This is a genomic window from Selenomonas sp. FC4001 (assembly GCF_000701565.1).
Taxonomy (GTDB): Bacteria; Bacillota; Negativicutes; order Selenomonadales; family Selenomonadaceae; genus Selenomonas_A; species Selenomonas_A ruminantium_B.
In genome coordinates this window covers 1-23,152 of the sequence record NZ_JNJF01000017.1, presented here as the reverse complement: position 1 = coordinate 23,152, position 23,152 = coordinate 1, and the positions used below count along the sequence as shown (strand labels likewise).

Below are 23,152 nucleotides of genomic sequence, written 5' to 3'. Positions count from 1 at the left end.
CCGCTGACGAAAGTGTCAGTGGACTCTTTTTATGTTATGCGAGATTATTTTTGATTGATACAGCTCAGTGGGGGCGGAGGTGGTAATACTTTTCGCCGTTTCACTAAATGACCCACAAGCAAATGTATAGGCTTTTTAGCTGCTTGCGCCGGGCAAGACCGGCGGCGCGTATGTTCAGCTCAATGTCTAGCTGATGCCGTTGGTGGGCCAGTCCTTACTGCGTTCGGACAGTCGTTCCACGGCGAAAAGCATCACCACCTCCGCCCTAAGCGATGTCCGTATCAACCATCATTTATGTGGTGACAAGCAGCAAGTACATCGATGTTTTTGTTACGAGAGCAACGAGTTCGTGGTAATTGTACAGAGCGTAGCTTGGGCGAACGGGGAGTGCTTTTTCTGTTCGGAGCGACTGCCTGAACGCAGTGAAGGCCGGCCCCTGAAGGAAGCTGCTAAGCAAATACGCTGAAAGCAGCGCCGTTGGCCTGCCCGGCGCAGGTAACTGGATAGCTATTTTTTCCGAGGGGGTTGTTTAGCGGGAAACAGAAAAAGTATTCCCCGTTTGCCCCTGACAACGTATGAACTGGATACCTTTATCACGAACTTGCCGACAAACTGCAATTTTTCGACTTAACTTCCCAAGTTTTTCTTCGATATTAACTTTAGATGGATTGGTTCATAAAATTGTGGAGGTGACAGTATGATGGTTGATGCCCTGCAGGGCATGACAGCTTGGACGGAACCGGGCAAAGACATGGTGAACAGGGATAAAAAGGTATTGGCTAAGGAGCAGTTTAGCACGATGTTGCGGCAGTTGGAAACTGGCGGTGGCATTACCGATACGGGGGAGAGTAACGGCGAAGACACCACCACGGTGATTCAGGTGATGTCGGACGGTTCTGTGCTGATTACGGTGTATGAGGGAGATAAGCTGATATCCCAGACTAAGACCCATGCCGCACATCCGGATAGAATTCCAACGATTCTCAGTACGCAGGTCGAAAAATCTACACCGGATAAGGCGCAAGAGCAGCTGACAGCCAGTGAACAGGCTGCGCAAATGCTGAATAGGTTGCTGCAAAAATAAAAGCCTTGACGAGTCGTGTCAAGGCTTGAAATGTACAATCACAGGTTGTATAATGAGCATAAAGAAATGGCTGGTGTGTCGTAGCGCCGGTCACTTCCCGTTTAACTAGTATGTGAGGAAGGCCGCGCCGCTTAACAAGCGGTCTTTTTCATATTACAAAGTAAGTTCCTTACTTGAACAATTCTAAGACGGCAACAATCAGTGTCAGAGCGGCCATCACTAAGGACAGCTTTTCGTATAACGTCATCGTTACCACCTCCCCTTGCGGGAAGACCGACTCACCAGCCGAATATTATTGTAACAGAATTATATGTATCTGAAAAGATAGAGTTTTTACAGCGGATATAGCGTAAAATGCAAAAAGAGAGCGGTTGACGCTCTCTTTTATTTGTAGTAAACTTGTCTAATGAGTGTTTCTGAATCGAATTGGGGAGGTAGCGGCGTGGCCGAAAAGATTGATATACTGGGCGTGAAGGTGGATTCTGTCACCATGGCTCAGGCAGTTGCACAGGTGGAAGGTTACATGGATGAACGGAAAAATGTCCTGATTGCCACCGCCAATGCAGAGATGATAATGCGGGCAACGCATGACACGGAATTAAAGGATATCTTAAATGATGCCGCCTTGGTCGTGCCGGATGGGGCTGGTACGGTTTGGGCTGCCCATCACTTAGGTTATGAAATGCCGGAGCGTGTAGCGGGCTTTGACCTGGCGCAGGAACTCATGCGCATTGCTCCGAGCAAGAAGCAGAAGGTATTCTTCTTCGGTTCGGCTCCCGGCGTGGCAGAGAAGGCCAAAGCCAAGGCAGAGGAACTTTATCCCGGCATTGAAATCGTAGGTACGCGTGATGGTTACTTCAAGCCCGAGGATGAACCTGCCATCATTGAAGAAATCAAGGCCGCACAGCCGGACTTGCTGCTCGCCGCCCTTGGCGTACCCAAGCAGGAAAAGTGGCTTAATGCGCACTTAAAGGAACTGGGTGTACCGGTGGCTATCGGCGTAGGTGGTACGCTGGACGTTATGGCCGGTGTCATGAAACGCGCTCCGTACTGGATGCAGAAGGCCAAGCTCGAATGGCTGTTCCGCGGTCTTTTGCAGCCGAAACGCGCAGGCCGTCTGATGGCTCTGCCAAAATTTGTGTTGAAAGTGCATGGCTATAAGTCAAATCGCGCGTAATATTTAAGAATATAAGGAGGTGGAAGCTTGACCCCTATTATTTCTGAGGGTTACCCCTTTATTGGTGCCTGCTTTTTGCTAGCGCTTCTCGTGGGCTTTTCCATTAGCCCCTATGCAGCGGTAATCCCCATCGTACTGATGTTTTATTTTTGTTATTTCTTCCGCAATCCCAAGCGGGAAATTGCGCTTGACGAAGATGTGATTCTTTCTCCGGCTGACGGTACCGTGACGGATATCGTGCCGATGGAAACGGATGAATTCGTAAAAGAGCCTTGCAATAAGGTCGTTATCTTTATGTCCGTATTCAACGTGCATGTGAACCGCAGTCCGATTCGGGGCAAAATCAAGCTGCAGAAGTATTTCTGCGGCCGTTTCCGTCCCGCTTATAAAGATACGGTGGGCTTTGAGAACGAGCACCATGTGCTCGGTATCGAAAATGAGCGCATCCGTATCAGCGTAAAACAGATTGCCGGCATCTTGGCCCGCCGCATTGTGTCCTATGTGACTTTGGACGATGAAATGAAGCAGGGCGAGCTTTACGGCATGATTAAATTCGGTTCCTGCCTGGAAGTGGTAATGCCGAAAAATGTGGAAATCGCCGTGACCAAGGGGCAGAAGGTTTCTGGCGGCTTGACCGTTTTGGGGAGGATAAAAGACTGATGGATTACAGACGTTTTCTACCGAATTTATGCACGTCCATGAACCTCGTGTTCGGTATGTGCTCCATACTTTCGACCTATCATGGTGATTTGATTTGGGGCTCGATTTTCATTTTGCTGGCGCTCGTGGCCGATGGCCTTGATGGCCGCACGGCCCGTTTCTTTGGCGTGTCCAGCGAAATGGGCAAGGAAATGGATTCGCTTTGTGACCTGGGCTCCTTTGGCATTGCTCCGGCATTTTTGGCGTGGGTATTTGTACTGCAGCATCATGGCCTGCTGGGCATGGCTGTGGTGATTATCTTTGCCGTATGCGGCATGTGGCGCTTGGCGCGCTTTAATGTCAATGCGGATGTCGTGCATGGCTACTTCATGGGGCTGGCAATTCCTGCCGGCGGCAATATCGTAGCGATGACCACCCTGCTCTTTGTGAGCCTGGGCATTGACCCGCTGGGCTTTGGCATCGCTTATCCCATCATCATGGCCATTGTGGGCTATCTGATGGTGAGCCATGTGCATTACCCCAATTTCAAGGGTGATGGGGCAGAACCCATTTACCTGCTTACGAAGATTTTTGCGTTTGTGATGTTTGCCGGTATTTTGTGGCTGGGCCATGAGGCTTTGCTTCCGGCGCTGGCGGTGGCAGTATTCTGCACCTATGGCGCAGCCGGTATACTCAATACAATTATTGCACTGTTTGCAAAGGAAGGCTGATGATTTTTGACACATCCATTTGACATCATCATGGTGCCGATGCAGATAATGATTTTCCTCTTTACCTTGTATTTCTTCATCATTGGTTTCTGCGGCATGTGGCGGCGGAAAGAGAAGAAGATTAAGACTCCGAAAAAGACGTTTGCGCTCGTGGTGGCCGCGCATAATGAGTCGGCGGTTATCGGTCAGCTGGTAGAGAATCTGGGCCACCTGAACTATCCGAAGGATATGTACGATATCCATGTGGTTGCAGATAACTGCGACGACAATACGGCCGAAGTGGCCGCTGCCGCCGGCGCCATCGTCCATGAGCGTACGCACCCGACGAAAAAGAGCAAGGGCTATGCACTTGACTGGATGTTTGACCGCCTGTTCAAGATGGACAAGGAATACGATGCCGTCTGCGTGTTTGACGCCGACAACCTCGTACATCCGCAGTTCCTGATGGAAATGAACAACCGCCTCTGCAAGGGCGATAAGGTTATCCAGTGCTATATGGATGCCAAGAACCCTTACGATACCTGGGTGGCTGGAACCTTTGCCATTGCGTTCTGGGTTATCTGCCACATTTCCCATCTGGCCAAGTCCAATATCGGCCTGTCCGCCTGCCTGGGCGGCACGGGCATGTGCTTTGACATGGAAATCCTCAAGCGCCATGGCTGGCAGGCAACCTGCCTGACCGAGGATATGGAATTTACCATGAAGTGCATGGCCGAAGGGATCAAGACCAGTTGGGCGCATGACGCCATCATCTATGATGAAAAGCCGCTGACTTTCAAGCAGTCCTGGAATCAGCGCCGCCGTTGGGCGCAGGGGCAGTTTGATGTGGGCAACCGCTTCATTCCGAAGATGCTCAAAGCTGGTTGGAAAAACAAGGACATCCGCATGTGGGACGAATGCATTTACCTCATGCAGCCGCATTTCCTGATGATTTCCACCATCTTCATCATCATCAGCTATATTCAGCTGGCGTTCCCGCCGTTCTACACGAACATCTATAACTTCATGCCGTCGCAGCTCATGACCGCCATCATGCTCGGTCAGTACATTCTGCCCATGATTATCCTGATTAAGATTCGGGCAAAATGGAAATCCTGGCTCTACATGCTGCTTTATCCCGTGTTCATCTATTCGTGGATTCCCATTATCTTCCTGGGCTTCATCCACCGCAACGAACACGAGTGGAGCCATACCAAGCACACCCGCGCGATGAGCATGGATGATATCGTGGGCAACGTGAAGAATACGAAAGACATTTTGAAGTAAATCAGTAAGCCTTCCCTTAATGGGAGGGCTTTTGTGTTATAATAATGCTAGTGAAGGACGCAAGGAGAGGTAGTTATGCGTTTAATAAAAAAAATGCAAGAGGCGGAGCGCTTTTCGCCCTCCGAGCAGAACATGATTAATTACATTTTGAGCCATAAACGGGAACTGGCGAACCTTTCCATCCGGGATTTGGCGCAGAGAACCTACAGCAGTCCGGCAGGTATTTTTCGACTGTGTCAAAAACTGGGGCTCAAGGGCTACAATGAATTCAAGCTGCGTTTCATCAGCGAATTCAACCGCACGGAAAAAACAGCGCCTTGTGAGGAAATAAAAATCAAACGTCCCATTACCTCCGTGGATAATCCGGAGGGTATTATACAGAAGATGGCCGCGTTGGAGATTGAAGCCATCGAGGAGACCAAAAACGAAATGGACATCGCGCAGGTGGTGCGCGTGGCAAAAATGATGCGTAAAGCCGTAAGCATTGATATCTATGCTTACGACCAGAACTATCATCTGGCGCAGAGCATGGTCTTTAATATGCTGCAGGTAAAATGCGTGGCCGTAGCCAACAGTTCCATGACCTCACAGCTGGCACAGGCCATGCTTTCGGATTCTACGCATCTGGCCGTTATCATCAGCCGTACAGGTATGAACAAACGCCTGCTGCGGACGGCACAGCTTTTGAAACAGCAGGGTACGAAAATCGTGCTCTTTTCCACCTCTGAAAAAACGCCGTTAGCGAAATATGCGGATGAGTTTCTCTATGTTGCCAACACGCTTGACCTTGATTATATGGACATGGGCGGCATGATTTTTTCCGTAGGGGTGCGTTATTATCAGGATGTGCTGTTCGGTCTGCTACTGGCACAGGATTATGATGATATCGAAACATTTACCAATCGTCTCGATGATGGCATGGGCCACTTTGATGATCATGACCGTTTATGGTAACGCCAATAATTGTAAACACTGTTTCAGACAGAGCCGCAAGGCTCTATTTTTTTGTAAACAGCGTCCCGAAAGCGACTAAACCGATTGAAACACGTTATATAACTATGTTATATTGTCACATGTAAGACGGATTGATAATTTTTATTTGTGAAATGAAAGGAAGATCGGTATATGTCCTCAAAAGTCAGAGACTATGAAAAGCTGGCGGGCGATATCATCGCTGCCGTAGGCGGCAAGGATAATATCTCGGAAGCTGCTCATTGCGCAACCCGCTTGCGGCTCGTGTTGAAAGAAACACCTGCCGACGCCAAGGAAAAGGTCAGTGCCATGGCCGGAGTCATCACCGTTGTGGAAAGCGGTGGTCAGTTCCAGGTGGTAATCGGCACCCACGTCACCGATGTTTACAAGGTGGCGGCAGAAATGCTGCACCTTGAAAACAGCGAGGACGGTTCGAAAGCCTCCAAAGGCATTGCGGCAGCTGTTATCGGTGCGATTTCCGGGTGTGTATCGCCAATCGTTTATGTGCTGGCTGCCTGCGGTCTGCTGCAGGGTGTGTTAATCATCGCCACGGCGCTTTATCCTGATGTGGTGGCAAACACCACCTTTCAGGTGCTGACTTATATGTCATGGACACCGTTTACCTATCTGCCGGTGCTCATTGCTCTGGCAGGTTCCAAGTATTTCAAGGTGGACACGCTGCTCGCTGTACTGTGCTGCTGTGCTCTGGTGAATCCCTCCTGGGGTGAAATTGCCGGACGCATTGCCGCCGGTGAACCGCTCACCTTCCTGATGCTGCCGCTGGCAGAAACTACTTACACATCCACCGTACTGCCGCCGATTATCGTTCTGGCATTATTGGTCTATGTGGAACGGTTCTTCAGACGTCATTTGCCCGAAGTATTGCAGCCTATCTTCGTGCCACTTTGCAGTTACCTGATTATGGTACCGGCTACGTTGTTGGTGGTTGGCCCGATTACCTCCGGTGTTGCGCATGGCCTGTCCACGGCCTTTCAGGCCTTCTACACGCATCTGCCCTGGCTCTGTGCTATGGTCTTTGGTGCCTTCTGGCAGGTCTTCGTTATCTTCGGCGTACATTGGACTTTCGTGCCCATCTTCCTGACAGAATTTGAACAGGTTGGTTTCTCCACCTTGCAGGCCTTCTGCGGCATTGCCGTTTGCGCCCAGGTTGGTGCGGTCTTCGGCGTCTGGTTCAAGAGCAAGAGCAAAAAGACCAAAGGCGTGGCCATGTCCGCGGGCCTTACAGGACTCTTTGGTATCACGGAACCGACCATCTATGGTATCACCCTACCGCTCAAAAAGCCCTTTATCTGTGCCTGCATTGCCTCGGCAGCAGGTTCCTTGGCCGCTTCCTTCTTTGGCACGCTCTACTATGCGTTTGCCGGTTTGGCTGGCCTGCTTACCGTGCCCAATGCCTATAACGCTGCGAACCCCACTTCGCTGACTGGTGCTGCTGTCGGTACGGCCATCGCGCTCGTTGGTGCTTTTGCCCTGGTGCAGCTTGTTGGCTTCGAGGAAAAGGTGGAGGAACCTGTTCCGGAAGAAAAAGAAGCCCTGCCCGCTCTGCCGTTCGAGCTTGCCAGCCCCATCAAAGGTGAAGTCAAGCCGCTGTCTGCCTGCAAGGATTTGGCTTTTGCCAGCGGTGCCATGGGCAAAGGTGTGGTCATTGAACCGACCGAAGGTAAAGTCTATGCGCCCTGTGATGGTCAGGTCATGATGCTCTTTGAAACCCTGCACGCAATCGGCCTCAAGAGCGAAAATGGCGCGGAACTGCTCATCCATGTCGGTCTGGATACCGTAAAGATGAATGGTCAAGGTTTCAAGGCATATGTTCAGGGCGGCGATTCGGTAAAGAAAGGCGATTTGCTCATCGAGTTCGATATCGACTTCATCAAGGAAAAAGGCCTTTCGGTCACGACCCCGATGGTCATTACTAACGCAGATAATTACGTAGACTTTATTCCCAGCACAGGCAATCACCTTTCCGGTGACAAAGTGCTGGATATCATTCCCGCTTAAAAAGTTTTTTACATATCTCAGGAGGTTTATCATGTCATTTTCCAATGGATTTTTATGGGGCGGTGCTGTTGCTGCCCATCAATTAGAGGGCGCCTGGCAGGAAGGCGGCAAAGGCGTGAGCGTGGCTGACGTCATGACCGTCGGCGGTTACGGCAAGCCCCGTGAAATCACCGATGGCGTACTGGAAGGCAAAATCTATCCTAATCACGATGCCATCGACTTCTACCATCATTATAAAGAAGACTTGGCACTCATGGCGGAAATGGGGTTCAAAGCCTTCCGTACCAGCATTGCCTGGACGCGCATCTTCCCCAAGGGGGACGAGGCGGAACCCAACGAGGAAGGACTCAAATTCTACGATGACCTCTTTGATGAAATGCGCCGTTTGGGCATTGAACCTGTGGTAACGCTGTGCCACTTCGAGCTGCCTTATCATCTCGTGACGGAATACGGCGGCTTCCGCAACCGCAAGGTCGTGGACTTCTTCGTAAAATTTGCTACCACCTGCTTTGAGCGTTATAAAGACAAGGTCAAATACTGGATGACCTTCAACGAAATCAACAACCAGCGCAACACGGATGTTCCCTTCTTTGCTGTAACCAACTCCGGCTTTACTTACAAAGAAGGCGAGGACAGAAAGCTGGTGCTTTATCAGGTAGCCCACAATGAATTCGTCGCTTCGGCCAAAGCTGTCATCGCCGGCCATAAAATCAATCCGAAATTCCAGATTGGCTGCATGTTGAACATCGGCCCTGTCTACACGGAAAGCTGCCGTCCTAATGACGCCATCACCGCCATGAAGGAAATGGATAAGACCTGGTTCTTCTCCGATGTGCAGTGCCGTGGCCATTATCCGACTTACGTTCTCAAAGAATGGGAAAACAAGGGCTACAAGATTCAGATGGAAGATAACGATTTGGAAGTGCTGGCCCAGGGCAAGGTGGACTACTTCGCCTTCAGCTACTATCAGACCGTCGTCGTAAGCTCCGTCAAGAAAAATGATGATGGCGACGAATTCAGCAACGGCCTGGACAATCCCTATGTGGAAACATCCGACTGGGGCTGGAAAATCGACCCTGTTGGTCTGCGCTACGCTCTGAATCTCGTGCAGGAACGCTATGAGCTGCCCATGATGATTGTCGAAAACGGCATCGGCCTGCATGAAACTGAAGCAGACAAACAAGAAGACGGCATGATTCACGACGATGCCCGCATTGCCTATTTCCGCGCCCATATCAGCGAAATGAAGAAAGCTGTGGAAGAAGACGGTGTTGACCTCCTGGGCTATCTGACCTGGGGCCCCATCGACCTCGTGTCCGCCGGCACCGGTGAAATGGAAAAACGCTATGGCTTTATCTATGTGGACAAGAACAATAAAGGCGAAGGCACTCTGCGCCGCGAGAAGAAAAAATCCTTCTTCTGGTACAAAGATGTCATTGCCAGCAACGGCGAAAAACTCTAACTAGAAAAATAACATATCGGAATAAAAGAACGGGAGCCGTCAAATTGACAAGTCAGATTGACATGTCAATTTGGCGGCTTTTGACTTGTCAATGTTGAAATAGCAATATTTAGGTGGTATAATCATGTGTACTTTATATGTAGGTAAGGAGTTTGATATATATGTATACGTTAAAAGTAGAGGGCGCCTTTGAGGCGGCCCATCATGTAAATGGTTATCCCGGTAAATGTGCCCGCCTGCATGGCCATAACTGGGTAGTAGAAGCTGTCGTCAAGGGCAAGGAACTGGACGAGCTGGGCATGTTGGTGGACTTCAAAATCATCAAGCAGACCTTAAAGGACACGTTGGAGCGTTTTGACCACCGTTATCTTAATGAATTGGAACCCTTCAAGAATGGCGTGAATCCCACGGCAGAGAATCTTGCCCGCATTATCTTTGAGGAACTCTCTGGTCATGAAATCTTCCAGCGGGACAGCAAGCTCGCTGCCATCACGGTTTTTGAATCGCCGAAATCCAGCGTGACCTATACCGAGGATTAAGCCATGAAAGAAAATCTGATTGAAATTTTTTCCTCCATTCAGGGAGAAGGCAAATATGTGGGCTGCCGTCAGGTATTCGTGCGCCTTGAGGGGTGCAACCTCGATTGCAGTTATTGTGATACGGAAAACGCGCCAGGCAGTCATCCGCAGTGTGAAGTGGAAACCTACGCGGGCAGCCGCGAGTTTGCCAAGCTCCCCAATCCCCGCTCTGCAGAGCAGGTGGCTATGGAAATCAATCGCCTTTGCAGGGAAGTTCCCCATCAGGCGGTGAGCTTTACCGGCGGTGAGCCGCTCTTGCACGCCGAATTTATCCGCGAGGTGGCTAGGGAAGTAGAAGTGCCTGTCTTTTTGGAAACCAACGGCACGTTGTACAAACAACTGGAGAGCATCATTGACATCACCGATATCATCAGCATGGATATCAAGTTGCCCAGCATTGTGAGCCAGCCACAGTGGGAGGCTCACAGGAAGTTTATCGAGGTGGCCAAGGAAAAAGACCTCTATATCAAATTGGTGGTGGCTGACGAAACCACGGAAGAAGAATTCCGTAAGGCCATTGATTTGGTGGCAGAAACGGCACCGGAAACGCTCTTTATCATTCAGCCGGTTACGCCTTACGGCGGCTGTAAAGCAGCCAGCCCGGAAAAAATCCTTATCTGCCAGAATTACGCTTTGACGAAGCTCAAGGATGTGCGCGTAATTCCGCAGACACATAAGATGATTGGGCAAATTTAATATCGGTATGTCGGCTGGATTAAAAAATCCGCAACCCCTTATATATCAAGGCTCTACGGGGTTTTTCGCGGAGATTTTTGTATCCGTATTTAGGAAAGCGCCAAGCGGGCGGTTGATTCGGAGTTTGACCAATCAACTGCCCGTTATTTGTGTGAAAAATCCTTGCATTTGACATGTCAACGCCATAATATAGGAACTGTAAACAAAAATTTTTTTCTCCTACACACTTTTTGCTTTCGGGGATATAAAGAACAGAAAGTAAGATAACAACACCCTAAAATGTGAGGAGGAAAATAAAATGGAAAAGCTCATGAACAAAATGGACAATATGGAACTGGACAAGGTGACTGGAGGCAAGCGGTACGTTTATCCTGATAATCGTCGTCCGAATCGTCCGATTAAAGAGTATCATGTAGAACGCAAACAAGTCATAAGGTATAGATAAAAACCGGATACAAAGAGAAGCTACTGCACATGTCGAGTTTGTGCAGTAGCTTTTTTGCGCCCCCTTGGATGGAGAAAGGCGATTATCTTGGTAAGGGCAGATATAAAAACGCATAAATACTTACACGGCAAGGCTTTACGGATATTTTCGCAGAGCCTTGCCGTGTATTTTTTGCTAAAAGGCTGATTTTAATGGAAATATAATGATAATAGGGTATCCTATTCTTCAGTGAGTGGTCAGAGAAAAATGAAGAAGTGGTGATACTTAAATGTGGAAAAAATCAGCCTTTAGTTTTCAATACCTAAGAGAAAATTTCACGGAGATTATGACACGCCGGCTTAGAATGCTCTGGGCGCGGTTTCCCGAGGCGGCTCTGCTGAATCTTGTACATCTTGTCTATCAAGGTATATTCCTGCTAGAGGTCAATCTGGAAGATATCGATAAGGACTGGATTATCTGGACGATTCGGCTGTTGTCGCTGATTTTGGTGGCTGTGGCAGTGGAGCTTTGGCGTGAACGCAAGGGCGGCTGGCAGGCGGGAAAATACCGCTGGAAAATCTGGTGCATGCTGCTGCTCTGGGGCGTTATACAGGAAGCTGGCACGAAATTTTTGCCGGAGATAGAACAGGTGCTGTTCCTTTTTGTCATTCCCGGCTTTTGGCTTTGCCTGATTCTTTATCTGCTTCTGCCAAAGGAAAAGGAACGGCAGAGTGCGCAGCTGCGGTGCGCTGTGAATGCTTTCCTAACAGCTGGTGTTCTGGGCGGAATGATTTCCCTGCTTTTGGGGATTTGTTTGGCGGCGGTGCGGGCATTGCTGCTGCCTGTTCCCATGGAGGCAAGCTTATTTCTGCTAGGCGTGTTGCCCTTTGCCTGTGCGGTCAATGTGCTGCTGTGTCTGTTACCTGAGATTAATGAGGAAGTGTCGGCAGCAGAGCCAGTCGTGGGCAATTCGGTCATAGGGCTGGTATTTCCCTGTTATGTATTTTTGCTGCTGATTCTCTATCTGTACATTGGTAAAATCATCATCCTACAGACCATGCCCATTGGGGAAATGAATTGGTACGCTTCCCTGGCCATGCTCGGGTATGGATTTTTCTACTTCTTCTGGAATGATATTCAGAAGGGCTGGTATGAAAAGTTCATGCGTTGGGGCCTGATTTTGTTCCTGCCCATCCTCGTTGTCCAGTTCTGTGGCATCTGGATTCGGTACGAAGCCTACGGCCTTACCTCCCTGCGTTATGCTTCCATGATTTGTACGGCCTGCGGTATTCTGATGCTCGTCTTTCGCTTCCTGCGGCAGGGAATGCGTCCGCTTTTTCTGTTGGGGGCTGTTTTGCTGCTGGTCTTTTCGATTACTCCGCTTAACGTCATGCGGGTGCCCCTGCATAATCAGCAGGCACGTTTAATCGCGCTGCTGGAGCAGGAAGGTTTGTATGAAGATGGCAGGATTGTGATGAGCCATCCGATTTCTGCAGAACGCACGCCGGCTATAAGGAGTTGTGTGGAGTATATCTGCGAATCCAGTCTGGCCAGCGACAGCAGGGAGAACTTTTGCCGGCAGGTCGATGAAATAAATTGGAAGGATTACTACATTAATGCCAAGCCAACGAATGGCAAGACAGAAAAGCGAACGGAGCAGACTAGAGTGGTCTTTAAGCCACGGCAAAAGGGAATTCCCGTTGCCGGTTTCCGAATGGTTTATTCCTTTACCGTCAAGCGGGGAGTGGCCGTGATACAGCTGGAAGATGGAAATAAGCAATCGGTGGATATCCACGATTATGTGAAGGGGCTTATGGCCACACATAAAAATGATATGGGAACGCAGAATGTCGTTCTCGATGATGAATACCTGCTCGAAGATAAGTCCCGCCTGTATTTCACGGAGATTACGGTTCGGAGACCCGAAGGAAGCAAAGAGCTGCTCATAAGCGGGCGGGGATATTTACTGCAGAAGTGATGCGGGATTTATCCGCTGATTGATGAATTTGGGGCTTAACTTGTCCGCAAATCGTTCGATATATAGAATAGCACAAGGATGTGCTGCTTCAGTTAGCTGAGGAGGTGTGGCTATGGATATGAGTATCGCCGCAATGTCGGTGAACATGCATCAGGGGCAGGCCATGCAGGATATGGGCATGGCGGTCCTGAAAATGGCCATGGATACCACGGAAGTTGCTGCAGAGGAAATGCTGGAGGAACTGGCCGTTGACCCGAATCTGGGTACGATGGTGGATATTCAGGCTTAAAAGAAAACTGCTGTATCAGGCTTTCGCTGTGATACGGCAGTTTTCTTTTGTGTTTCGGCTTGTTTTGTGGTATCATTTATGGTTGGTAGTGGTCTATCATCAGACCACTTGGACAGCTGAAATTTAGGAGGTTTTTATTTGGCTGCAATTACTTATGAATTAGTGAAAAAGGACGAGGCAACAGGTGCTCGTGCCGGTATTATCCATACACCCCATGGCAGTTTCCCTACGCCGATTTTCATGCCTGTGGGCACGCAGGCTTCGGTCAAGGGCGTTTCGCCGGAAGAGCTGAAGGATTTGGGTGCGGGGATAATCCTCTCGAACACCTATCATCTGTTCCTGCGTCCGGGCATGGAGCTCGTGAAGGAAGCCGGCGGCCTGCATAAATTCATGCACTGGGATGGCGCGATTCTCACCGACAGTGGCGGGTTTCAGGTTTTCTCGCTGGGCGATTTGCGCAAAATCACTGAAGAAGGCGTGACCTTCCGTTCGCATATTGACGGTTCGAAGAAGTTCCTGTCGCCGGAAGTTTCCATGCAGGTGCAGATGTGCTTAGGCTCGGATATCGTCATGGCCTTTGACGAATGTGTGCCATATCCTGCTGACCATGACTATGCAAAGCAGTCCACGGAGCGCACGCTGCGTTGGGCACAGCGCTGCAAGGATACCATGACGGCGCCCAATCAGGGACTGTTCGGCATTGTGCAGGGCGGTATGTATAAGGATTTGCGCAAATGGCATGCCAAAGAGATGGTGGAGATGGACTTCCCCGGTTACGCCGTGGGCGGCCTGTCGGTGGGGGAACCGCCGGAACTCATGTATGAGATGCTGGAGTATTCCACGTCCCTGCTGCCGGAGAACAAGCCTCGCTATCTGATGGGCGTGGGCACGCCTGACCACCTCGTGGAAGGTGTAATGCGCGGCATTGATATGTTCGACTGCGTATATCCGACCCGCGTGGCGCGCAATGGCATGGCCATGACCTGGACGGGCAGACTGGTGATGAAGAATGCCAACCTCACCCATGACCATCATGTGATTGAGGAAGGCTGTGGCTGTTACGCCTGCCGCAACGGCTACACCCGCGCTTATATCCGCCATCTGGTGCGTGCTGGGGAAATCTTCGGACTGCGCCTGCTGTCGCTGCACAATCTCTATTTCCTCGAAGAATTCGTGCGTAGAATGCGTCAGTCGATTATTGACGGTAAGTTTACGCAGTTCCGCAGTGAATTTTTGGCCAACTACAAACGCTGATAAATTAAAGAAGAGGTGCTTATTATGACTCCGGAAACCATGACAGCTTTGGGCACTTGGGGCCCTATCTTCGTGATGATTGCGATTTTCTATTTCCTTCTGTATCGTCCGCAGAAAGCGGCGCAGAAACGCCGCATGAGCATGCTCGATACATTGGAAAAGGGCAACAAGGTTATGACCATCGGTGGTATCTACGGTACGATTGCGGGCATTGACGATAAGGTAATCAAGCTGAAAATTGCCGAAAACACGGTGATTGAGGTTTCACGGGCTTCCATCAATGCCAACATTACCCAGGATAAGCAGGCCTAAGTTATGGATACGGATAAAAAGGAACTGCTGGCTGAGAAAAAGGCTTTGCGTGCAAAGATTTTGGCGGTTCGGCGGGAACTGAAAGAGCCGTACCGTCAAAAGGCCAGCCAGCGTATGATTGATGTGTTCTGTGCATTGCCGGATTTCAAGGAGCCGAAGGTCGTCATGTGTTATGCCTCCATGGGCGATGAAGTGCAGATTCGTCCGCTGATTCACCGTTGGCTGGATATGGGGGTTACGGTGACTATGCCCAGAGTAATCAGCAAGGGGCAGATGGAGGCTGTGACCTTGCCGGACTTAGATAGTCTGGTGGAAGGGGAGTATGGCATCCTGACGCCGGACCCGGTTAAGAGTCAGGTGGTTGCTCCAGAGAAGCTCGATATGATTGTCGTGCCCGGGGTAGCCTTTGATACCCGGGGCGAACGGCTCGGCATGGGGGCAGGCTTCTATGATGCGTTTATGGCGAAGGCCGTCAAGGCAAAACGGATAGCCCTTGCCTATTCGTGTCAGCTGGTGGCGAATATTCCCATGGAAGGGCATGACGAGCTGGTGCATAAGATTATTACGGAGCAGGGAATTTATAACTGCTTATTGTAAGTGAGTTTCTATGTACTTTTCTTTGGCGCAAAGAAAAGTACCAAAAGAAAACTGCGGAATGAAATCACATCACGTGATTTACGTCCGCGAGCGCTCATCCTTGAGCGCTGGGGTGTTATGGGGGAGTGTGTTATGGAAGTTAAGATTGGCATGGCTAAGACTTCTAAGTATGCGACGGAAGTCTGTGGCGATACCTGCGATATTGTGGAGCGTCCCCATGGGGGGATTTCTGCCATCATTGCCGATGGGCAGGGCAATGGGCTGGCAGCTCATCATACCAGCAGCTGGGTGGTGAATAAGGCTACGCAGCTCATATCCGATGGTGCCCGTGACGGGGCGGTAGCGCGGGCGGTGCATGATTATCTCTATGCCATGAAAGACAAGAAGGTATCCTGCACGTTGACGGTGGTAAGCGCCGACCTCGATACGGAAACGGCGGTTATCAGCCGCAATTCCAACTGTCCCGTCATCATCAAGACGCCGGAGTATGAAACGGTGTATGATGAAAATGTGGAGCCTATCGGCGTCAACCGTCATATGAAGCCCTTGATGTACGAAGTGCCGTTGACGGCGGGGATGCTGATTGTGTCCTATACGGACGGCATTGCCCATGCTGGCAAAAAGCGATTGGGCCATCCGGCTGATTTTGAGAAAATCATGGAAATCGTTCGCAAGAATGAAGCCGAGGATGTGGCCTTTATCGCCAAGAGCATTATGGATTATGCGTTGGAACTCGATGCGGAAAAGGCGTCGGATGATATGACGGTGCTGGTCATGGGGATAACCGATGGTTCGCCATCGAGCCCCAAGATTGAGCAGCTTGAGGTAACATATCCTTATTAATTTTTTAACTGGATAGGAGTGATTGTCTTGAAGATTGCGGTTGTGGGAGTTTGTGCTTCGGGAAAGACGACGCTGGTTGCCGGGTTAAAGGCGGCTGGCTTTGATGCTTATAATGTGGCGCAGGAACATTCCGGGATTCATAATTTTTGGGCGAAGCGCCATCCAGATATTTTGGTGATGATTGATGCGACCATGCCGGCTATTCACAAGCGGCGTGTAGTTTATTGGGATGAAAGCAGGCTGGAGGTGCAGCATAAGCGGTTGGCAGATGCCAGGGCCCATGCTGACCTCTACATTCAGACCGATAAATACAACGCTGCCGAGGTGCGGGACAAGGTCATCAATTTCGTCAAAGAATATAGAAAACGAAAGACAAAAGGGGATGAAAACTCTTGAGAAAGAATAATCTCATGAAACTTATTGTCTGTGTTGTCGCCATTATCGGCATCTTCCTGGCCTTTGTAAAGCCGCTGGCTTTCTCCATTCGTCAGGGCCTGGATTTGCAGGGTGGTACCCACGTGGTACTCGAAGCTGAGGACACAGATATTGCACAGGTAAATGATGATGCGATGAATCGCGTAGTCACGATTATGGAAAAGCGCGTAAACTCGCTGGGCCTCACCGAACCGATTATTCAGCGTGAAGGTGCCCGCCGCGTCATTATTGAGCTGCCGGGTGTAAAAGACCCGGATGCAGCCATTAAGACCATCGGTAAGACGGCTATGCTGGAATTTAAGGACGAAGAAGGCAATACCGTCCTCACCGGTACGGATTTGAAGGATGCGCAGGCTGCTACCAATCAGCAGAGCGGTCAGAATGTCGTTAATCTGGAATTTTCTGATGAAGGTGCCAAAAAGTTTGCCGACCTCACGACGAAAAACGTGGGCCGCACGATTGCCATCCTGCTCGATGGCGAAGTGCTGACGGCTCCGAATGTCCGCGAACCTATCTTAGGCGGCCGTGCTGAAATCACGGGCCAGAAGACGCTCGAAGAAGCACAGAACCTCGCTGTCGTGCTCCGCAGTGGTGCACTGCCCGTAAAGGTCAACATCATTGAAACCCGTACGGTAGGCCCGACCCTTGGTCAGGACTCCAAGGATAAATCCGTATTTGCCTTTGCTGTTGGTATTGGCGCGGTACTCATCTTCATGCTGCTGTTCTACCGCCTGTCCGGCTTTATCGCCGACGTGGCTTTGATGGCTTATACGGTAGTTCTGCTGGCACTGCTGTATCTCCTGGATGCAACGCTGACCCTGCCCGGTGTGGCTGGTATCATCCTGTCCATCGGTATGGCCGTTGATGCCAACGTGCTGATTTTCGAGCACTTCAAAGAAGAATATCAGATTCAGGGCAAGACCTTACGCTTGTCCATGGATGCAGGCTTCAAGCGTGCGTTCACGACCATCTTTGACTCCAATATCACGACGATTATTGCCGCAGGTGTCTTATTCTTCCTCGGAACTGGTACGATTCGCGGTTTTGCCATCACCTTGGGGCTTGGTACAATGCTGTCCATGCTGACGGCCATCACACTTTCGCAGTATCTCCTGAAACTCATGATCAATTCCAAGATTTCGGAGAATCCCGGTGCCTATGGTGCCAACGGTTATATGCTGTGGAAAAAGGAGGACTTAAAGCATGAACAAGCTTGATATTGCCGGGCGTTCCAAGATTTGGTTCGCCATTTCCACAGTTATCATTGTGGCCGGGCTTATCTGCATGTTTACCCGGGGCTTTAACTTTGGTATCGACTTCACCGGTGGTACCATTATCGATTTAAAATTTGAACGTCCTGTGGCGATTGCTGAAGTGCGTACGAGCCTTGCTAAGTTCGGCTTGGAGGGTTCTCAGATTCAGCTTACCGGCGCTGAAACCGGCGTGACGGAAGCAGAAAATGTTATGATTCGCACGACGGATATGGAAGAGGAACAGCGCAAGGAAGTCATGGCGGCCATCAAGACCGATGTGGCAAACTACGATGTGCTCCGCGAGGAAAAAGTTGGTGCCACGATTGGCGGCGAGCTGATTACCAATGCGGTGATGGCCCTAGTGGTTTCCTGGGCTCTTATCATTGCCTATGTTGCCTATCGCTTTGAATGGCGCTTCGGTGTAGCGGCCGTGCTCGCACTGGTTCACGATATCCTCATCGTGCTGGCAGTGTTCTCCTTTACGGGCCGTCAGATTGATTCTTCCTTTATTGCGGCGCTCTTAACCATCGTTGGTTACTCCATCAATGATACCATCGTTATCTTCGACCGCATCCGCGAGAATCTGAAACTGCACTTCCGCCGGGGCGGCGATGTGGTTCAGCTGGTCAACACCTCCGTGTTCCAGACCCTGACCCGTTCCTTGTACACGGTGTTTACGGTAATGTTTACGACCTTCGCCCTGTACTTCTTCGGCGGTGAAACCACCAAGGACTTCGCTTTTGCCCTGTTGGTTGGTTTCGGCTGCGGCTGTTATTCGTCCATCTTCATTGCCAGCCCGCTTTGGATTGTGCTGCGTAAGATGGGGGATAAGAAAAAGGCGGCAGCTAATCCGGCTGTAGCCAAGTAAGATTGTTATTTCGTTAACATCGATATGATAAGACGCCCGGTGGCTGATAATACTTTTCCTCTGCTTATGCAGGCTTGTCTAACGCGACGGAAAAGCATTATCAGCCACCGGGCTTTTTTCGTGCATTACATCCAGATGATATGCCGCCGCGGGGACAGATAATTTTTTTCCTTAGCTTATGCAGGCTTGCCTAACGCAACGGAAAAACATCATCTGTCCCCGCGGCTACTGTGTACATTACATCCATGTGCTAGGACGCCCGAGCTGACTAGTAATATTTTCCTCCGCCATAGACAGGTTTGTCAAAAGCTGCGGAAAACATCACCAATCATCTCGGGCTTAGTATGAACTATGTGATGAGTACGTCTCTCTGCGCAGCAGTGCCAAAACCAAGGAGGGAAGGGGAGGCAATGGCTTTCGGTCGCGTTAGGCAAGCTTGCATAAGCAGGCGAAAGTTATTGCCTCCCCTTCCCTCCGTCTTAGGGCTAGAATAGGAATCAATCCAATTTGACAAATGACGGTTAAGAGGGTAAAGTATAGAAAGAACTTTATTAAAGAAAGATTAAATATTATGAGAGGAAGAGCAATGGATAGTCGGCAGGGGGCCAGAGACAATAAAATAATGACGTTCTTAATTGTAGCTGTGCTGTCGTTGACGCTGACCTGTCTTGCGGGAATCTTCGTGGAGGAAGTTCCGGATAAGGACAGCGCTCCGGTACCGGTGGCTACGGCGGCGGGCACGAAGGAAGAGCCGCAGATTGTCAGCGGTTTTGTGCCGAATCGCCTGCATATGCCGCCAGAGCCTAGACAGGAATCTTTTTTCCTAAGCTGGGATTTTATTAATGGCCTGTTTGCCATCATTCTGCTGGTGGAATTCATCGTTTTTCCCATTTTGTTCTGGTTATGGTTTGGCAAAGACAAACATACGGAAAGTAAATAACATACAAAACAGCCTTGCTCTGCATTTGTTGCAGGCAAGGCTGTTTTTCTGTTTATTCGGTTGGTTCTTCCGGGCCGCCGTCCGGGTCCTCGGTGAGCTTGTGCTGGCCGAGCATGGTAGTCAGGTTTTGCCGGTTGAAGCTGTAGCTGAAGCTGGCAAAATCCTGTTCGGGATTGTAGCGGTTGGAAGGGGCATTTAAGAGACCACTGATGGTATCGTAGAGCATATCGTTGGTAAAGTAACGATGCTGATGGTCATAGAGGGCGGCCGAATGACGGGGCATGGCTGCCTGATAGCCCGGGGAGATGTAAACCCAGAAGGGAATCCGCACCATATCGAAGCTGAACACATCCGGGTTATGGGAGATTTCCAGGTTTTCTCCGTGGTCGGAGAAGTAGACCATGGCCTGCAGATTCAGATGTTTCTGCGCGTAGTCAAAGACCTGGCTGACTACATAATCCGTGTAGAGGATGCTGTTGGCATAAGATGGTGTCGAAGTGGCCCGGGAATCTTCTTCCGTGGTCTGGAACTTATCGAAGGCAGCAGGATAGCGGTTGTTGTAGTAGATATGGCTGCCCATGATGTGCAGGACGATGAAGTTGTTCTTGGACGGGTCAATCTGCGTGAGATACGGCAGGAGCGCCTCGTCATACTTATCCGTAAAGGTGTAGGAATCGTCCGTCCAGGTGGCGTGGTCAGCTGTTTTGGCCACCAAGGTGATGGCGCTGTCGTACTGGCCATAGCGGCCCTGATTGCTGAACCACCAGGTTTCGTAGCCGGCCTTTTTGGCCACATCGAGGATGGAGGCGGATTCAAAGAACTCCTTGCCGTTGTATTGGCTCTGCTCCGTCAGGGCACGCTGCAGTACAGGCACCGTCTGGGACCAGGACGAATAGGCGTTATGATAATTGATAAAGCCCGATTCAGCGTTTGCCAGTTTTTCGTTGAGCCAAGGCGTGTTCTCGTAGGGGAACTCCGGCGTGTAAGCCTTCATGTAGTTCCGGGAAGCAGACTCACCGATGATGAGGATGACCGTGCCCGGAGCTTTGGCAGCCAGCGTGTTTTCCGTGTCGATAATCAGGCTGTCGTAGCGCTCATCATGGCCAATGCTGTATTCCTGTGTCTGGGTCACATAGGTGGTTACATCCTCCCAAAGTTCGGCGAAGGAAGTCTGGGGAATGTAGTAGCTGTGCGCCCAAAGTGCGAGGAAGGTCAGCACACCCAACGTGGAAAGACGCAGGGCGCTGGCTTCATCATCTTCCGTCAGCCGGGCAAAGTGCAGATGCGCCCGATAAGCCAGGTAGATGAAAAGCGCAAAGCCGGCGAAAATCAAAAGGGTGGGCACAAGACCCAGATTGGACTGGATGAAGTCAATGCTCTCGTTGTAGTTGGTCAGGTAAAGGGCCATCAGGGAGGCCGGGGTCAGGCAGTGCCAGAAGAGGCAGTAATAAACCCACTGGATAAAGGGAATGGCCAGACAGGCGAAGTTCAGGAGCGCCATAAAGAGAGAACTTATCTTTACATGGCCCAGCCGTGTCAGTACACTTTCGATGCTCATCAGGAGCACGAAGGCTGCCGTACCCACCACGAAGTCAAAACAGATTTTGGACTGATACCAGACCGAGTTGTAAGTCCAGGCATAGAGCAGCGGAAAGGTCATGCTCCAGCCTAAGCTCGTGAGGAGATTGGGAAGTGCCGCCCGGCTGAAGATGGACACGCGGGTGGCGTATTGCGTCAGCACCAAAGCGGCAATCACAGGCAGGAGGATGGGCATAAAGTATTTGGCGCCCATGTCCTGTCCGATGTCGATGTAAAAAGCGATAAGACAGCAGAAATAACTGGCCGCCGCTGCCAGTCGGCGGATGAAGGCATCCTGCTGTGCACTGGTTATAGTCATAAACATTCTTCCTTTATATATAATGAAAGTACAACGACAATTCTACACGAAATTGCGGCGGTAGTCAATTTGCAATAAGAGGACATATGTCCGAAAAAGTAAATAATATCAGAATAAATTCATTTGATAACTAGATTACAAAATAGTTTTATCGTTGACTTTTAGAGGGAAAAATACTAAAATCAAAGTGTGATAAAATATTTGAAATGAGGGAGATTTTATGGACAAAAAAGATTCATTGCGTTTGGAGAATCAAGTTTGTTTCCCCCTGTATGCCTGCGCCCGGGAAGTCGTTAAGGCATATCGTCCTCATCTCGATGCGTTAGGTCTTACCTACACCCAGTACATTACGATGATGGTCCTTTGGGAAGAGGGCAAGGTCAGTGTACGGGATTTGGGCAAGAAGCTGCATCTGGATTCGGGCACGCTTACTCCGCTCTTAAAGAAGCTGGAAAGCAAGGGATATTTGAAGCGGGAGCGCTCCACGGTGGATGAGCGGGTTGTTATCGCCTGCATTACGGAGGAAGGCCGTAAGCTCAAGCGGGCTGCTGCCAAGATTCCCCAGGCTATGGCCAATGAAGTGGCAGAGTTTCCCATGGAGGATGCTCAGGAACTTTATCGCCTGCTGTATAAGCTGATTGGCATTTTAGAAGTCAGCAACAGCAAACAGTAAGCAAGAAAAAATTTACCTGTGATAACGGCAGAATCTTACGGGTTCTGCCGTTTTTGTTATTAGAAAACCCCTGGTTAGACCAGGGGTTCCGTAAAGCTTTAGCGATGAGTCTTTAAAGGAAAAGAAAAACCTCCCTAGAAAATAATTGTTGCGGTCCGTCAACTGCAAAATTATGAATAGGGAGGTTTTGTCGTAATGCAAAAGAACGACATCCATAGTTTATCACACACGAAATGGGAGTGTAAATATCACATTGTTTTTGCGCCGAAGTATAGGCGGAAAGTGTTTTTCGGGCAAATGAGGTATGAGATTGGAAAGATAATACGTGAATTGTGCAGATGGAAGGGGGTGAATTTACTGGAAGCTGAGGCATGTCCAGACCACATCCATATTTTGGTAGAGATACCACCGAAATTTAGTATATCGAACTTTATGGGATTTTTGAAGGGGAAGAGTAGCCTGATGATATATGAGAAATGGGGGAATATGAAATATAAGTATAGAAACAGACAATTTTGGTGTCGAGGATATTATGTGAGTACCGTAGGAAAGAACGAAAAGAAGATAGCGGAATATATAAAGCAGCAACTAAGTGAAGACCATATGGCCGAGCAGCTAACGCTAGAGGCGATAGACCCGTTTACGGGTAATCGGAAATAAGTAGCGTGTGGCGGACCGTACAAGCGCTTTTAAGCGCAGCTGGTAAAAAGAGGCCTTATAGGCCGTTAATGTAAAACCCCCGGCTAAGCCGGGGGATATTTATTT

Annotated in this window: 24 protein-coding genes; 23 read left to right on the top strand and 1 reads right to left on the bottom strand. The window is 49.9% G+C overall.

Annotated features, from left to right (window positions below; all coding sequences use genetic code 11):
• Nucleotides 1–697: 697 nt before the first annotated feature.
• From T320_RS08630 to T320_RS08535, 21 genes are all read left to right on the top strand, one after another.
• The gene (locus T320_RS08630) at nt 698–1,084 is read left to right on the top strand and encodes a hypothetical protein (RefSeq protein ID WP_051608684.1); all 387 of its coding nucleotides are present in this window, start codon (nt 698–700) and stop codon (nt 1,082–1,084) included.
• A 406-nt stretch (nt 1,085–1,490) separates the two neighbouring features.
• Entirely contained in the window at nt 1,491–2,261 is a 771-nt protein-coding gene (locus T320_RS08625; protein WP_369793438.1) for a WecB/TagA/CpsF family glycosyltransferase, read from the top strand.
• 27 nt (nt 2,262–2,288) lie between these two features.
• The gene (locus T320_RS08620; protein ID WP_026761386.1) at nt 2,289–2,921 is read left to right on the top strand and encodes a phosphatidylserine decarboxylase family protein; all 633 of its coding nucleotides are present in this window, start codon (nt 2,289–2,291) and stop codon (nt 2,919–2,921) included.
• On the top strand, nt 2,921–3,631 hold the full coding sequence (gene pssA / locus T320_RS08615; protein ID WP_037354923.1) for a CDP-diacylglycerol--serine O-phosphatidyltransferase: 711 nt from the start codon (nt 2,921–2,923) through the stop codon (nt 3,629–3,631). Before T320_RS08620 ends, pssA begins: the two co-directional genes overlap by 1 nt.
• Nucleotides 3,632–3,661: 30 nt before the next feature.
• Entirely contained in the window at nt 3,662–4,897 is a 1,236-nt protein-coding gene (locus tag T320_RS08610; RefSeq protein ID WP_051608688.1) for a glycosyltransferase family 2 protein, read from the top strand.
• Between the two features lie 75 nt (nt 4,898–4,972).
• On the top strand, nt 4,973–5,851 hold the full coding sequence (locus T320_RS08605) for a MurR/RpiR family transcriptional regulator (RefSeq protein ID WP_037354920.1): 879 nt from the start codon (nt 4,973–4,975) through the stop codon (nt 5,849–5,851).
• Nucleotides 5,852–6,022: 171 nt separating this feature from the next.
• On the top strand, nt 6,023–7,888 hold the full coding sequence (locus T320_RS08600) for a beta-glucoside-specific PTS transporter subunit IIABC (RefSeq protein ID WP_037354918.1): 1,866 nt from the start codon (nt 6,023–6,025) through the stop codon (nt 7,886–7,888).
• 31 nt (nt 7,889–7,919) lie between these two features.
• On the top strand, nt 7,920–9,350 hold the full coding sequence (locus tag T320_RS08595) for a 6-phospho-beta-glucosidase (RefSeq protein ID WP_037354916.1): 1,431 nt from the start codon (nt 7,920–7,922) through the stop codon (nt 9,348–9,350).
• A 161-nt stretch (nt 9,351–9,511) separates the two neighbouring features.
• Entirely contained in the window at nt 9,512–9,889 is a 378-nt protein-coding gene (gene queD, locus T320_RS08590; RefSeq protein ID WP_037354914.1) for a 6-carboxytetrahydropterin synthase QueD, read from the top strand.
• Nucleotides 9,890–9,892: 3 nt separating this feature from the next.
• Nucleotides 9,893–10,624: a 7-carboxy-7-deazaguanine synthase QueE gene (locus T320_RS08585; RefSeq protein ID WP_037354911.1), complete on the top strand. Its 732-nt coding sequence runs from the start codon at nt 9,893–9,895 to the stop codon at nt 10,622–10,624.
• A 298-nt stretch (nt 10,625–10,922) separates the two neighbouring features.
• The gene (locus T320_RS14640) at nt 10,923–11,069 is read left to right on the top strand and encodes a hypothetical protein (RefSeq protein WP_155266745.1); all 147 of its coding nucleotides are present in this window, start codon (nt 10,923–10,925) and stop codon (nt 11,067–11,069) included.
• 268 nt (nt 11,070–11,337) lie between these two features.
• The gene (locus T320_RS14005) at nt 11,338–13,026 is read left to right on the top strand and encodes a DUF4153 domain-containing protein (RefSeq protein ID WP_081824806.1); all 1,689 of its coding nucleotides are present in this window, start codon (nt 11,338–11,340) and stop codon (nt 13,024–13,026) included.
• 112 nt (nt 13,027–13,138) lie between these two features.
• The gene (locus tag T320_RS08575; RefSeq protein WP_037354908.1) at nt 13,139–13,315 is read left to right on the top strand and encodes a YjfB family protein; all 177 of its coding nucleotides are present in this window, start codon (nt 13,139–13,141) and stop codon (nt 13,313–13,315) included.
• Nucleotides 13,316–13,453: 138 nt separating this feature from the next.
• Nucleotides 13,454–14,569, top strand: a complete 1,116-nt coding sequence (gene tgt, locus T320_RS08570) for a tRNA guanosine(34) transglycosylase Tgt (protein ID WP_026761377.1) — start codon at nt 13,454–13,456, stop codon at nt 14,567–14,569.
• A 24-nt stretch (nt 14,570–14,593) separates the two neighbouring features.
• Entirely contained in the window at nt 14,594–14,881 is a 288-nt protein-coding gene (gene yajC / locus T320_RS08565; protein WP_026761376.1) for a preprotein translocase subunit YajC, read from the top strand.
• A gap of 3 nt (nt 14,882–14,884) precedes the next feature.
• On the top strand, nt 14,885–15,478 hold the full coding sequence (locus T320_RS08560; RefSeq protein ID WP_037354905.1) for a 5-formyltetrahydrofolate cyclo-ligase: 594 nt from the start codon (nt 14,885–14,887) through the stop codon (nt 15,476–15,478).
• Between the two features lie 132 nt (nt 15,479–15,610).
• Nucleotides 15,611–16,321: a PP2C family protein-serine/threonine phosphatase gene (locus tag T320_RS08555; protein ID WP_026767604.1), complete on the top strand. Its 711-nt coding sequence runs from the start codon at nt 15,611–15,613 to the stop codon at nt 16,319–16,321.
• A 27-nt stretch (nt 16,322–16,348) separates the two neighbouring features.
• Nucleotides 16,349–16,717 carry a hypothetical protein gene (locus T320_RS08550; protein ID WP_037354902.1) on the top strand — a complete coding sequence of 123 codons (369 nt, stop codon included), beginning with the start codon at nt 16,349–16,351 and terminating at the stop codon, nt 16,715–16,717.
• Nucleotides 16,718–16,731: 14 nt separating this feature from the next.
• Nucleotides 16,732–17,973 carry a protein translocase subunit SecD gene (gene secD, locus T320_RS08545; protein ID WP_037355009.1) on the top strand — a complete coding sequence of 414 codons (1,242 nt, stop codon included), beginning with the start codon at nt 16,732–16,734 and terminating at the stop codon, nt 17,971–17,973.
• Complete coding sequence (gene secF / locus T320_RS08540; RefSeq protein ID WP_026761371.1) at nt 17,960–18,877, top strand: protein translocase subunit SecF; 918 nt, start codon at nt 17,960–17,962, stop codon at nt 18,875–18,877. The genes secD and secF overlap by 14 nt, the downstream gene beginning before the upstream one ends.
• Before the next feature lie 586 nt (nt 18,878–19,463).
• Nucleotides 19,464–19,817, top strand: a complete 354-nt coding sequence (locus T320_RS08535) for a hypothetical protein (protein ID WP_037354899.1) — start codon at nt 19,464–19,466, stop codon at nt 19,815–19,817.
• A 52-nt stretch (nt 19,818–19,869) separates the two neighbouring features.
• Here T320_RS08535 and T320_RS08530 read toward each other — a convergent pair whose 3' ends face one another.
• A complete protein-coding gene (locus T320_RS08530) occupies nt 19,870–21,714 on the bottom strand; it encodes a phosphoethanolamine transferase (RefSeq protein ID WP_037354897.1) in 1,845 nt (614 codons plus the stop codon).
• Between the two features lie 220 nt (nt 21,715–21,934).
• Here T320_RS08530 and T320_RS08525 point away from each other — a divergent pair, with 220 nt between their 5' ends.
• Together T320_RS08525 and tnpA are read left to right on the top strand one after the other, a co-directional pair.
• Nucleotides 21,935–22,387: a MarR family winged helix-turn-helix transcriptional regulator gene (locus T320_RS08525; protein ID WP_026761368.1), complete on the top strand. Its 453-nt coding sequence runs from the start codon at nt 21,935–21,937 to the stop codon at nt 22,385–22,387.
• A gap of 195 nt (nt 22,388–22,582) precedes the next feature.
• Nucleotides 22,583–23,047 (top strand): IS200/IS605 family transposase, encoded by a 465-nt coding sequence (gene tnpA, locus T320_RS08520; protein WP_037354312.1) that lies wholly within the window; start codon nt 22,583–22,585, stop codon nt 23,045–23,047.
• Nucleotides 23,048–23,152: the final 105 nt, after the last annotated feature.

Coding starts and splice junctions, on each gene's coding strand:
- T320_RS08630 (WP_051608684.1), top strand. CDS start 698: ATGATGGTTGATGCCCTGCAGGGCATGACAGCTTGGACGGAACCGGGC.
- T320_RS08625 (WP_369793438.1), top strand. CDS start 1,491: ATGAGTGTTTCTGAATCGAATTGGGGAGGTAGCGGCGTGGCCGAAAAG.
- pssA (WP_037354923.1), top strand. CDS start 2,921: ATGGATTACAGACGTTTTCTACCGAATTTATGCACGTCCATGAACCTC.
- T320_RS08610 (WP_051608688.1), top strand. CDS start 3,662: ATGGTGCCGATGCAGATAATGATTTTCCTCTTTACCTTGTATTTCTTC.
- T320_RS08605 (WP_037354920.1), top strand. CDS start 4,973: ATGCGTTTAATAAAAAAAATGCAAGAGGCGGAGCGCTTTTCGCCCTCC.
- T320_RS08600 (WP_037354918.1), top strand. CDS start 6,023: ATGTCCTCAAAAGTCAGAGACTATGAAAAGCTGGCGGGCGATATCATC.
- T320_RS08595 (WP_037354916.1), top strand. CDS start 7,920: ATGTCATTTTCCAATGGATTTTTATGGGGCGGTGCTGTTGCTGCCCAT.
- queD (WP_037354914.1), top strand. CDS start 9,512: ATGTATACGTTAAAAGTAGAGGGCGCCTTTGAGGCGGCCCATCATGTA.
- T320_RS08585 (WP_037354911.1), top strand. CDS start 9,893: ATGAAAGAAAATCTGATTGAAATTTTTTCCTCCATTCAGGGAGAAGGC.
- T320_RS14640 (WP_155266745.1), top strand. CDS start 10,923: ATGGAAAAGCTCATGAACAAAATGGACAATATGGAACTGGACAAGGTG.
- T320_RS14005 (WP_081824806.1), top strand. CDS start 11,338: ATGTGGAAAAAATCAGCCTTTAGTTTTCAATACCTAAGAGAAAATTTC.
- T320_RS08575 (WP_037354908.1), top strand. CDS start 13,139: ATGGATATGAGTATCGCCGCAATGTCGGTGAACATGCATCAGGGGCAG.
- yajC (WP_026761376.1), top strand. CDS start 14,594: ATGACTCCGGAAACCATGACAGCTTTGGGCACTTGGGGCCCTATCTTC.
- T320_RS08560 (WP_037354905.1), top strand. CDS start 14,885: ATGGATACGGATAAAAAGGAACTGCTGGCTGAGAAAAAGGCTTTGCGT.
- T320_RS08555 (WP_026767604.1), top strand. CDS start 15,611: ATGGAAGTTAAGATTGGCATGGCTAAGACTTCTAAGTATGCGACGGAA.
- secD (WP_037355009.1), top strand. CDS start 16,732: ATGAAACTTATTGTCTGTGTTGTCGCCATTATCGGCATCTTCCTGGCC.
- secF (WP_026761371.1), top strand. CDS start 17,960: ATGAACAAGCTTGATATTGCCGGGCGTTCCAAGATTTGGTTCGCCATT.
- T320_RS08535 (WP_037354899.1), top strand. CDS start 19,464: ATGGATAGTCGGCAGGGGGCCAGAGACAATAAAATAATGACGTTCTTA.
- T320_RS08530 (WP_037354897.1), bottom strand. CDS start 21,714: ATGACTATAACCAGTGCACAGCAGGATGCCTTCATCCGCCGACTGGCA.
- T320_RS08525 (WP_026761368.1), top strand. CDS start 21,935: ATGGACAAAAAAGATTCATTGCGTTTGGAGAATCAAGTTTGTTTCCCC.
- tnpA (WP_037354312.1), top strand. CDS start 22,583: ATGCAAAAGAACGACATCCATAGTTTATCACACACGAAATGGGAGTGT.